General features: G+C 45.1%; 11 protein-coding genes and 2 pseudogenes. 8 read left to right on the forward strand and 5 right to left on the reverse strand.

The annotated features are described in order from the left end of the window. The first annotated feature begins 455 nt into the window (after window positions 1–455). From QUA16_RS33255 to QUA16_RS33265, 3 genes are all read left to right on the forward strand, one after another. A complete protein-coding gene (locus QUA16_RS33255) occupies window positions 456–806 on the forward strand; it encodes a hypothetical protein (protein ID WP_006635783.1) in 351 nt (116 codons plus the stop codon). A gap of 107 nt (window positions 807–913) precedes the next feature. Continuing rightward, the gene (gene ycf46, locus QUA16_RS33260; protein WP_333108700.1) at window positions 914–2,434 is read left to right on the forward strand and encodes a stress-responsive protein Ycf46; all 1,521 of its coding nucleotides are present in this window, start codon (window positions 914–916) and stop codon (window positions 2,432–2,434) included. Window positions 2,435–2,564: 130 nt separating this feature from the next. After that, the gene (locus QUA16_RS33265) at window positions 2,565–2,918 is read left to right on the forward strand and encodes a DUF1257 domain-containing protein (RefSeq protein WP_006635781.1); all 354 of its coding nucleotides are present in this window, start codon (window positions 2,565–2,567) and stop codon (window positions 2,916–2,918) included. Between the two features lie 170 nt (window positions 2,919–3,088). Here the strand turns inward: QUA16_RS33265 and QUA16_RS33270 are convergent, their stop codons facing one another. From QUA16_RS33270 to QUA16_RS33280, 3 genes are all read right to left on the reverse strand, one after another. Beyond that, entirely contained in the window at window positions 3,089–4,339 is a 1,251-nt protein-coding gene (locus QUA16_RS33270; RefSeq protein WP_333108698.1) for a glycosyltransferase family 4 protein, read from the reverse strand. 61 nt (window positions 4,340–4,400) lie between these two features. Then, entirely contained in the window at window positions 4,401–4,685 is a 285-nt protein-coding gene (locus QUA16_RS33275) for a glycosyltransferase (protein ID WP_445252237.1), read from the reverse strand. A 273-nt stretch (window positions 4,686–4,958) separates the two neighbouring features. Then, the gene (locus tag QUA16_RS33280) at window positions 4,959–5,138 is read right to left on the reverse strand and encodes a hypothetical protein (RefSeq protein WP_333108696.1); all 180 of its coding nucleotides are present in this window, start codon (window positions 5,136–5,138) and stop codon (window positions 4,959–4,961) included. A 112-nt stretch (window positions 5,139–5,250) separates the two neighbouring features. Here QUA16_RS33280 and QUA16_RS33285 point away from each other — a divergent pair. Together QUA16_RS33285 and QUA16_RS33290 are read left to right on the forward strand one after the other, a co-directional pair. Next, window positions 5,251–5,875, forward strand: a pseudogene (locus QUA16_RS33285) (IS607 family transposase). After that, window positions 5,859–7,085 carry a transposase gene (locus QUA16_RS33290; protein WP_333181670.1) on the forward strand — a complete coding sequence of 409 codons (1,227 nt, stop codon included), beginning with the start codon at window positions 5,859–5,861 and terminating at the stop codon, window positions 7,083–7,085. Before QUA16_RS33285 ends, QUA16_RS33290 begins: the two are co-directional and overlap by 17 nt. A gap of 510 nt (window positions 7,086–7,595) precedes the next feature. On the opposite strand, the gene QUA16_RS33295 is transcribed toward QUA16_RS33290, so the two are convergent. Then, window positions 7,596–8,891 carry a glycosyltransferase family 4 protein gene (locus QUA16_RS33295; protein WP_333108692.1) on the reverse strand — a complete coding sequence of 432 codons (1,296 nt, stop codon included), beginning with the start codon at window positions 8,889–8,891 and terminating at the stop codon, window positions 7,596–7,598. 46 nt (window positions 8,892–8,937) lie between these two features. Next, entirely contained in the window at window positions 8,938–9,951 is a 1,014-nt protein-coding gene (locus QUA16_RS33300) for a glycosyltransferase family 2 protein (RefSeq protein ID WP_333108691.1), read from the reverse strand. A 412-nt stretch (window positions 9,952–10,363) separates the two neighbouring features. Here QUA16_RS33300 and QUA16_RS33305 point away from each other — a divergent pair, with 412 nt between their 5' ends. From QUA16_RS33305 to QUA16_RS33315, 3 genes and pseudogenes are all read left to right on the forward strand, one after another. Beyond that, on the forward strand, window positions 10,364–10,678 hold the full coding sequence (locus QUA16_RS33305) for an ISAs1 family transposase (RefSeq protein ID WP_333108689.1): 315 nt from the start codon (window positions 10,364–10,366) through the stop codon (window positions 10,676–10,678). 221 nt (window positions 10,679–10,899) lie between these two features. Further along, window positions 10,900–11,193, forward strand: coding sequence for a hypothetical protein (locus tag QUA16_RS33310; protein WP_333181672.1), 294 nt, complete (start codon window positions 10,900–10,902; stop codon window positions 11,191–11,193). Continuing rightward, window positions 11,178–11,459 (forward strand): annotated as a pseudogene (locus QUA16_RS33315) (ISAs1 family transposase); the annotation flags it as partial. The gene QUA16_RS33310 and the pseudogene QUA16_RS33315, both read left to right, overlap by 16 nt. Window positions 11,460–11,568 lie beyond the last annotated feature (109 nt).

Here is an 11,568-nt window from a genome sequence, read left to right on the forward strand (position 1 = left end):
TATGCCCTATGCCCTATGCCCTATGCCCTATGCCCTATGCCCTATGCCCGCCAGAGCACCTCATGTTACTGAGAAAGACTATATCTATTGTTGATATTTATAGTTGGTCGATCGTCCTTGACCAGGAATTTCAAAGGTGGTACCCGCCACGTGATTTATCCGTGCAATCAATCCCAAATCGAAAATCTAAAATCCTCAAGCCCCCGCATTTATCCCTGGGGTCGCCTCTAAAATCTAAAATCTAAAATCTAAAATCGATTGACGCTACCCATACCTGCCGCTGCACCTCGGCCTCATCAGCTACACGCCTAAGTTTTTCGTTGTTAACGGCCCCAGATTTACGTCAAATGTAACGAAATGTTACAAGATGACGCTAAAGCAGCATAGAGGCTTGACAGCAAAGAATTAAGCGGCTAATCTGATATACATACCCGGGTAAGTCAATTCACTGTCATATGCAAGAAAAGCAAAAAGTTACATTGTATCTTCCACCAGAACTGCATCGCCAGCTCAAAATCCGAGCCGCAGTCGAAACTGAACCGATGTCATCAATTGCAGAAAGGGCAATTGTCTTCTACCTAGGAAATCCCGAACTGGTTGACGAAGTAGAAGCCTCCTACGGACAAACCCATCGGGTATACAACTGTCCAGAATGCACGGGTTCAGTAGTAATGCGAGATGGAGAACTGGCATCCGTAACAAGTCAGCCGAGCGTATTGGCGGAACAGGATCTTCCAGTAAAGCAGGTGTCGGGCGTCAGTGCCAGCACGGCCAAACCGGGAGAGGAAGAATTGGTTCCCTGCTAAGAATGCCTTGCTTCCCCAAAAAGCTAAAACTGAAAATTTCAGTAAGAGGGCTAATGGCAGCATTGAGATTCAGCAAAGATAGCACCGTCTCTAGTGGGTCGAGGAATATGCAAGAAGAGATCAGTATTCTAATCCAAGCTCAATATCCTCTGATCTACCTCGTGACATCCGAGGAAGAGCGGTGTGAGCAAGCAATTTCGACAATAGCTCAAGCGAAACCACAGCGACGAGTATTTATCTGGACTGTAACTCACGGCATTGTGGAGTATGGTCAACCCCGCACCACCACCCAACACAACACCGTCTCGCCAGAGGCAGCAATTGAATGGGTGATCAGGCAGCGAGAACCCAACAGTAACGCTAGCATCTACATTTTCAAAGATCTGCATCCTTTTATAGATTCTCCTCCGGTAACGAGGTGGTTGCGCGATGCGATCGCCCACTTCAAAGGAACGCAAAAGACAATTATACTGATGTCTCCTTTGCAGCAAATTCCGATCGAGCTAGAAAAGGAAGTAGTGGTGTTAGACTTCGCGTTGCCCGACATGAAGGAACTCAACCAAGTATTGTCTGGTCAGTTGGAGCAAACGAAATCGCGACGCATTACCACAGAAGCGCGAGAAAAACTTTTAAAAGCAGCCTTGGGATTGACCAAGGACGAAGCTGAAAAAGTTTATCGTAAAGCCCAAGTTTCGACGGGGCGCCTCACAGAAGAAGAAGTAGACATAGTTCTTTCGGAGAAAAAGCAATTAATTCGGCGCAACGGCATTCTAGAGTTCATTGAAGAAGACGAAACCCTGGATGCAGTCGGCGGTTTAGAAGAGCTGAAGCGGTGGCTGAGACAGCGTTCCAACGCATTTACAGAAAGGGCGAGAGAATACGGCCTGCCCCAACCAAAAGGGATGTTAATTCTCGGCGTACCCGGGTGCGGAAAATCGCTGATTGCCAAGACCACCTCCCGCCTCTGGGGACTGCCCCTGCTGAGGCTAGATATGGGTAGAGTCTACGACGGCTCGATGGTGGGTCGATCGGAAGCCAACCTCCGCAATGCCCTCAAAACGGCAGAATCCATCTCTCCAGCCCTCCTCTTCATCGACGAACTAGACAAAGCCTTTGCCGGAGGCACTGGTTCGGCAGACTCAGACGGAGGCACCTCCAGCCGGATTTTCGGTTCCTTCCTCACTTGGATGCAAGAAAAGACTTCCCCAGTCTTCGTAATGGCAACAGCCAACCGAATCGAGCGGTTGCCGGGAGAATTCTTGAGGAAAGGTCGGTTCGACGAACTCTTCTTTGTTGACCTGCCTACCAAAGAAGAACGCCAAGATATATTTAAGATTCACCTGTCCAAGCGCCGTCGGGAAATTACTCGCTTCGATTTAGAGCAACTTTCCACTGTTTCCGAGGGCTTTTCAGGTGCAGAGATTGAGCAAGCGCTAGTAGCCGCAATGTACGAAGCCTTCGCTCAAGATCGAGAGTTTACGCAGCTAGACATCATCGCGGCCATTAAATCCACAATGCCACTGTCTAAAACAATGACCGAACAGGTCACCGCCCTGCGAGATTGGGCTAGACAGCGTGCACGGCCCGCTGCGTCTTCCGTCGCTGAATACCAGCGAATGGAATTCTAAAAGCTTTCTCCTGGTCCAAACAGGAGCAAAGGCTAGCAACAGCTAGCAGTTCGATTCAAGAGCCGCCCAGCGGCACCGTTAAATCCAGACCGTTGTTGTTTCTCTCTCAGTTGTATTAGGAGGAAATCCAATGTCTCACTTTAGCACACTGCGTACCAAAATCACCGATGCCGAAATCCTGAAAGCTTCCCTGCGCGACTTGGGCATTTCAGTCAAGTCAGAAGCTGATGTTCGTGGCTATAACGGTCAGCGCGTTCGCTCCGACATCGTGGCGATTCTGGAAGGCGAATATGACCTCGGTTGGTCTCGCAATAGCGATGGTTCCTTTGACCTGATTGCCGACCTCTGGGGTGTCGCCAAAAAGCACAATCAAACTGAGTTAATCAACTCCATCAACCAGAAGTACGCAGTTAACAAGACCTTGGCAGCAGTCAAGCAGCGCGGTTTGCAAAATGCCAACGTTAAGCTGGTAGTGCAAAACTAATTGATCTGCATGTTTCCAAGCTCGCGGGTTAACCAAACAAACGGGTTAACCCGTTTTTAGCTAGCTAGGATGTAGAGCGGGGTCTTTGGGTCGCCACATACATTTTTAGCACCCCCAAGCAGCAGCTTTCAACCTGAAAGCTGCTGCTTTATGCTTTAATGGTCGGCTACCTAATGCTTGGGGGAATCGTCGATCGTTTGTTGATAAATTTCAAGCATTCGATCGACTTTGCGTTCCCAATCAAAATGCTGCCGGACTCGTTCCCGTCCCGCACAACCCATACTCTGCCGCAATTCTGGTGACTGGGCGAGCTTGAGCATCGCATCTGTCAGTCCCTTGACAAAGCCTTCTCTGGAAGCGGGTTCTACTAAAATACCGCAAGTGGAATTCAGATAATCTGCAGGGCCGCCCCAGTTCGTTGCTATGACGGGCAAGCCCACTGCCATTGCCTCCATCACCACAGCCCCCCCAGGCTCCCGCAAACTGGGGAAAACCATTGCATCAGCTTGTTGCATTTTGAGAGCGCACTCCTCCTGAGACAGCCAGCCACTAAATACAACGCTGCTGTCGATGCCTAAACGAGCTGTTTGAGCCTCGAGTTCCCCTCGGATGTCCCCATCACCGATGATTTCCAAGACTGCATCAGTTTGAGCCACGACGGGCGTGAAGGCTTCCAGCATCAAATCTACAGCTTTCCAGTCGATCAGCCTGCCTAAAAATATAAAATGAACCTGCCCAGTCGCGGCTCTTGATAAGCTAGAGTCCGATCGCCACACCGAGAAATCCACGCCGTTTTCCACAAGTTCAATAATTTTACCGCCCACTCCTGATGGAAGTGCCTGCTTCGTGCGATCGTTTGCCACTAACAGGGTCTCGGCTTTGATTTTACCGGGAAAAAGACGATTGAAGAAATCGACGCACTGGTGACCGATCTCGATTAAAATATCAATCGTAGGATTTTGGCGCGATCGAAAAGCCAGAGGAAATTTAACCGACGTGTTCATCGGCCCGATAACTACCGGCACTCCCAATCCGAACATCAACGAAGGAACTGTTGCCGAGACTGGTGTCGGTTCGTGTACAATATCAATCTCGTGTTCGCTCACCAGCAGCCGGACAATACGACGCTGTAGCACTTGGGTGTACAGGTGAGAGAGCAGCCCAAAAGTAAATTCATTCACTCTTGCAGGGATAAATCGCCCGCAATTGTTAAGCAGCCGGTGCAGCCAAGTGTCGGGTACAAAGTGCATTCGATCGCGCTCTTCTGGAAACAGCGCGGTGAGTTCTGCCTGGGTGCGCGCGTGCACCACTAACCATGTCTCTATTTGGCGCGAGCGAAGTATCCTGAAGTAGTTCAGCGGCAGCAATGCCTCGCCGCCGAATTTAGTTGAGGCATTCTGAGCAACAATTAGAATTCGCATAACTTCTTTTGGGCCCAACTGGATTTATGTAATCTTAGATTAAATTTGTTCTTTGGAATAACTAAGACGGGTTAGTTATTCCAAGTTTCTGCACGGAGGCCGTGGCTAAATTTAGCCATGATTTTTTTCCGGATTCCTGACTGAGGCTCAAAGCAAGTTCTAGATTTTGGAGGAGATTGGCGATCGCATCTGCCATTTCTTCGAGTTTTTCTGATTGGACTAATATAGCATCCGCGCCGTCATCTACTAGCTCAGAAGTTCCGCCTACATTAGTAACTACCGCCGGCACTTGCATCGCCATTGCTTCCATCACAGCAAACGGAACTCCTTGATTCAAACTTGCCAAAGCGAAAACGTGAGCTGCTTATAGACCTTGGCGAATTGCCTGTTCCGATACAGCCCCAAGTAGCTGCACGCATTCGGACATCGATTTATATTCAATCATTTTTTGTAGATATTGGTGATATCCGCTGCCCCCTTGTTCATCCTCGCCTGCAATTGGCAGCCTCACCTCAAATCCCCGATTTCGCAGCAATTATACCGTCTCAATCAAGTATTTGTGACCTTTCACCGGGTTGAGGCGACCGCCAGCAAAAATCTTCCACGGACTTCCTTCTTGCTAAGGCGTGTAAGAGCTGCTGCGTTTAATTTCTGCAAAATTAATTCCCATTGGAGCAACAGCTAATTGTTTGGGAAGAAAGTTCGCTAATTTATGTTTGACATCATTGAGAAGCAGTTGAGATATGACGATCGCAAAAGCAGCATTGTTCCACTTTTGTTCCTGATTTGACCCGTACACTTCTAGAGTAGGCCCGTGAAGAGTAATCCCTAGGACGGGCTTTTCTTAGACATTTACGTAATAAATTAGACAATTGGTGTATACGGGAATAATTCACCTAACCAAACCCAATATGTCCACATATGTACCACCAAGAATCGCTATTCAACGACTCGGAGTATGTTCAAAAACACGCTTAGCGGTGGGAAAAAGAAGGGAAAATCAAAGCGTACAGAACACCATCAGGACAGCGACGATACGACGGAGACTCAGTTGTCAATATTCCATCTACTAAACCAACCATCCTCTACGCCTGAGTTAGCAGTCGAAGTCAAAAAGCCGACCTTATTCGACAGGCTGACTTTCTTCTGTCTCGCTACCCCGGATGCGAAATCATCCAAGACATCGGGAGTGGCCTCAACTTCAAAAGAAAAGGTCTTATCGCCCTATTGGAACACATTTACACGGGCGACATCGGAATGGTTGTCGTTGCCTCAAAAGATAGATTATGCCGGTTCGGATTCGATCTTATCTCATGGTTCGCGGAGCGGGGCGGGTGTAAGATTTTGGTTCTCAACAATAGTTCACTTAGTCCAGAAAGAGAAATCGTTGAAGACCTACTCGCAATTATCCACGGCGACCGTTGCCGATTGTACGGACTCAGAAAGTACAAAAAGCAAATCATTGAAGACTCTGACGTACCGAGTCTATCCAAAGGGGGAGACGAAGAAAATCTGGCTATTGAGAATTCATGCTAATCGAAAAGTTTACAATAACGCAATTGCTTATCTGAATCAACATCAAGGAAAGTTTACCTATTACACTGTGGACAAAAAAACTAATCAGCCAGTTTTAAAAACTTCAGGCAAGCAAGCTTTTAGGAGCTTTTGTAAAACCTTGGACTACCAGATAATCCCTGAGTGGTGCAAAGAATTAGGCATAGCTCACGGTTTAGATAACGCACTCTTTGAGGCTTATACAGCTTGGAAGAAAACCGACAAGCAGCCCGCCCAAATAGGCAAAGGAAAACAGGCAAAAATTAATCCTTTAGCCGGATTGAAGTTAGCTCGATTCAGATCGATCCGATCCCAAAAACAGACTATTCAGTTCGCTCCGGGGGACTATAAGAACGGTCATCTAATGACCAACGCTAGCAAAGGTTTGGAGAAGTCTCTGTGGACTGGGCAAGATTTCTGCTTAATCAACTACGACAAAGCCGTAGAAGTCACCTACAACAAGGGGCGCTGGTTTGTAAATATGCCTGTAGAGATGGACGTTCCAGAACCTAAGAATGGTGGCAAGACTATCGCACTTGACCCCGGACTGCGCTGTTTTTTGACCGGGTTTGATGGTAATTCTTTTACTGAATTTGGCAAACACGACTTTGGGAAGATTGCTAGGTTGTGTCAACATTTGGACAAAATGCAATCAAAACTTAGTCGCTCTCAAGGTAGCGAGTTTTCTCGATTACGCTATCGATTAAAACAAGCTATGGAAAGGGTGAGGACAAAAATTAAAAACCTACGCTCTGAGATTCACAAGCAAGTAGCAAGTCACTTGGCTAGGAATTATGATGTTATTTACTTACCTACTTTTGAAACTTCTCAGATGGTGGCAAGAGGTACTCGCAAGCTCAATTCTAAGTCGGCGAGAGCAATGATGACTTGGGCATTCTATCAGTTCTCCCAAACCTTAGAACATCTCTGTAATCGTTACGGTTCGAGATTGGTTAGGGTAACTGAGGAATATACTTCTAAAACTTGTACAAAATGCGGTCATATTCACAAAAAATTGGGTGGCTCTAAAAGTTTTAAATGTCCCAATTGTGGTTATGAAATACCCCGCGATTTTAATGGCGCTTTGGGGATTTTTCTCAAAGCTTTGTGGGATACCACCATACTCTGGGACCTGTCTGATGAGTGTGCTATATTCAGATTGTTGCCGATTGTCGAGGATTGTCTGAATTAAAAGTATCAGTCATACTGTAAGTACAGCCTGTAAGAATTGAGTTAAATAAGGCTATATTGGCGGCATTGGCACGGGAATGGACGTGGATGTGAGACCAACCTTTTGTTTTTGTTAACCCTGCTAGTTTGCCAGCCACAAAAATCCATGTCAAGAGTCGCACCTTTTCAGATAAGGATGTCTCACTTGCTTTGGCAATAACTGCGAGGCACTGCCACCATGCAGCGGGACCAGCTTTGAGAACATCTAGGAATGAGTTAATAAAATCTTTCGCAGCCAAGGGAAATAGATAAACAGTATTTTTTTGAGCTTCTTCTGCCCATACGTGAGAAGCGATCGCCCTGGGGGCGGTTGAGTTGATACTAAATCTGTTTCAATTCCAAGTTCTGCAAGAAATTGTCGCTCCCGCCCGTAAAAAATGTGTGTTTGTCCTGAAAATTGTGGAATGAAGTCTCCAATTTTTTCTTCATTTCCTAGCTGCTTTCTAATTTTTAACTCAACAATATCGCTCTACTATGTCGATGCACTAACACTTTTCTCACAGAGCACTTTTTCGTAAATCTCGACTATTTTCCTGGCCTTGTTTTCCCACGCAAATTCTCTTGCTTTTTCCATCGCCTTAGCTGACATACTTTTCCGCAGCCGCTCATCTTCGACTAACAGCTTAATTTTACTTGTAAACTCCTGGGTGAGATACTCTCTAGAAATCGGCTCGATCTTAAAACCAGTTTCTTCATTCACGTATTCACCAATACCGCCGTTATTAGCAACTATGCAGGGAAGTCCGCAAGCCATAGCTTCCATTACCACGGCGCCGCCAAACTCTCGGATCGAAGGGAAAGAAAAAATATCTGCTTTCCTGTAATAATCCAGAGTTTCTGATTGATTTACCCATCCTGTAAAGCTTACTATTTCGCCTAATTTAAGCTCCTTGACTCGGTTTTCCAAGTTATTTCTTTCCGAGCCATCTCCTACGATTGTTAAGCGTATTTTACTTTGGATTGCCTGCGCTAATTTCCCAATAGACTCTATGACAACATCGGCGCATTTGTAAGGCACTAATCTGCCCACAAAAAGCAAATTGATATGGTTGACATCTTTATTGGGGATATTTGTCTGATTTAAAAATTCCTCGGAAATGCCATTTTCGTAGAACAAATCAATTCTGTGGTCAGGGATTGCAAACAAATCCTTTAGCATATTTAAAGTATAGGTGGAACCTGCTAGGATTTTGTCGGCTTTTTTGTAAGTTTCTACATAGCCGGGAATTAATGCTCGACCAACTGCTCTCAAAAAGTTAAATTGAGCAAATTCTTGTCTGGCCGTTTCTTGAAAGCCTGGTGGAAATGGAATGCCCCCATTCACAGGCCCTATAATAAAAGGAGTCTGCTGACACACACTGACTACCTTAAACGGATATCGCGGCATCATCGGGGTAATTGCATGAACTATGTCATAATCTCCGTTGAGAATTTTTCCTTTAAATTTTTGGTAGACTTGCTGATTAAATTCTTCATAAATTGGGTAGATCAAGGCATTATAAAGAGGCCAATTTACTCGTCCATTTGCAGTAATGTTGGCGACTATTTTATAATATTGTTTGGTTAAGTTTCCTTCTTGTATATAGAAAATTTTTTCGTATTCCGGGTGTTTTTCTAGAGCGGGTTTATTTCTAATATGGGTAACGAGTGTTGCATCAACTAAGTGGTTAATTTTTTGAAAAAAATTGTATCCGACCAAAGGTACAGATGCCCAGTCAGGATTGCACTGCTCTACAATTAGTAAAACTTTTAATCTTTTATTACTCATTTGTTTGCTACTCAGGGGTGGATTTTCTGCCACGTTACCTGTAATTCTAGCTGGCTGAATTAATAGAGTTGGTTGTTTTGTATTCGATTAGTTTGCTCTGCTGCCCCAGCAATCGGCGCTGGTGAAACTGGATTTGACCTTGTAGCTGGGGAAATTTGGCTAATACGCAAGACACAGCGTAGATGGCTGCGTCTTTAGTTTTGAGATCCCGATGCTTTATATAATAGTTATAGGTGCGATAGGCTGCTAAGGGGTAGCAACTCAATAGTAACAAGCTCCAGCCTTTTGTCGGCCATGTCATTGCCAAGGCTAGGGCTGGTAAGACTAATCCCCACAGCCAGGTGCTTCGGGTTTCTTTGATCCAATGGCGCTCTGGTTCGCTTCCGTGCATCCAGGAACCCTCGGCATAGGCGTGACCCGCTCTTTGAGCCCGCTTCCACCACTGAGCGAAACTGGTCATTTGCGCGTCGTGCAGGGTCATTTCTGCATCTAAGCGGAGGATTTTCCCACCTTTTTGGCGCAACCGCACGCACATTTCTGGTTCTTCGCCGGCGATGAGTGCCGGATTGAAACCGCCGACTTGCTGAAATGCTGCTGCGCGCATCATGAAATCGCCACCGCAGGCTTTGGTTTCGCCGATGGGGGTATCCCACTCGATGTCGCACAGTTGGTTGTAGATGGTGGCTTCGGGGTATCGTTCGCGCCTGCGCCCGCACACTGCTGCTACGTCGGATTTGGCTGCGAGTTCGTTGTAGGCTCGATCGATCCATCCGTCAACCAATTCGCAGTCGCCATCCACAAATTGGACAAATTCGATGCCTGGTGCTAGTTTCAGCAAGCGAGCAAAGCCTTCGTTTCTCGCGCGTGCTGCGGTAAACGGTATAGATAAGTCTAGTTCTACTGTATCGGCTCCGAGCGATCGGGCTAAATCTAGGCTACCGTCTGTTGAGCCGGAATCGACATAGACGACGCGGGCAACTTTGTCTGTGGCCGAGACTAGGCATTGGCGGAGGCGCTGCCCTTCATTTCGTCCGATCGCCACTAATCCAATTTGTTTCAAGGTTTACCTCTTGAATTTTACGCCTAATAAAATTTTATTTTTTGTCCTGCAACTACACCCACTTTACCATACCACATACGAATAATTTTCTGTTTTCAGATGTTACTACCAGATAACTACGATCAATACTCCGGACAGTTTTTGGAACGATGCTACAAGCTTACGCAGGGCAAGGATAATAAAAAAGTCGAATTAAATGTAAGTCAGGGGTGCAACTCAGGGTAAACGCATCTTAACTTTAACCCAAAATATGCTACAGTTAGAGCCGATTAATTTTCCATGTAATTTGTTGTATTTTAGGGAGACTATCAATCGCAAAAGGTTTTCGTAAAAGTGTAACTTTACAAAAAAAAACTAATTTAATGCCCACAACGAATATTTATATACCAGCTTTTTAGAGCAGTTTGCCAATTTGAAAGACCGCAGAAGAGAAAGAAGTAAAGAACATTTACTTAAAGATATTATCGCGCTTGCAATTCTAGCTATCATCAGTGGTGCAGACGGATGGGTGGCAATAGAAGCATATGGCAACGCCAAATATGAATGGTTAAAAAGCTTCCTAGAATTACCGAATGGCATACCATATCATGACACATTTAGTAGAGTTTTTGCCCGAATTGAACCGCAGCATTTTCAAGAATGTTTTTTGAGTTGGGTAAAGGCGATAGTCAAGGAATTAAAACTAGAAGTGATTGCCATAGATGGCAAAAAAATGAAACAATCTTAGGGCCGAAATGACCAGCCAAAAGTGCTACATATAGTCACTGCATGGTCTTCATATCATCAATTAGTTTTGACAGAAAAAAGTAGATAAAAAATCTAACGAGCTGACAGCCATTCCGGAATCAATAGAAATGTTAGAAATTGCCTGAAGCGTAATAACCATAGATGCTCGCTTGATATCACAAAGACATAACATCTCTGATTACAAAGAAAAAAGGAGATTATATTTTAGCTTTAAAAGGGCATCAAAAATTCCTATACAAAGCTGTAAATGAGTGGTTTGAAGTAGCTAAGAAAGAAGATTATTTAGGCAGAGACTACAATTATTATGAGCAAGTAGAAGCGGGACATCATCGAGTGGAAAAAAGACAAGTGTGGACTGTTGATGTATCCGAGTTACCACCTCTGCACAATCAAGAATTATGGACGGGATTAAAAACAGTTGTCATGATAGTTAGTGAACGACGATGGTGGAATAAAACCACCACGCTCAGCTCGCTTTTACGCTTAGTAGTTTAAGCAGTAATCCTGAGACAATTGCTGGGGCGCTCCGCAGTCATTGGGGCATTGAAAATAGCTTACAGTGGACGCTTGATGTTACATTTGGTGAATATAAAAGCCGGATTCGGAAACAGAACTCTCCCGAAAATTTTGCACTCCTACGTCGGCTAGCCATAAATTTACTGAAACAAGAAAAAACTGCTAAACAAAGTCTAAAAATGAAACGGTACCGAGCCGCAATGGACAATAATTATTTAGTTAAAATTTTAAACTCAGCCAGTTAATACTCCAAATCTAATATAGCAATCCTAAATGATTAAGTAGTAGGACACAATTAATTACACAAAAATTTGGGCTACAAGCCTTGTCTAGTAAAGAATCAGCAAAAAATCA

The organism is Microcoleus sp. S13_C3 (genome assembly GCF_036700905.1).
Classification (GTDB): Bacteria; Cyanobacteriota; Cyanobacteriia; order Cyanobacteriales; family Microcoleaceae; genus Microcoleus.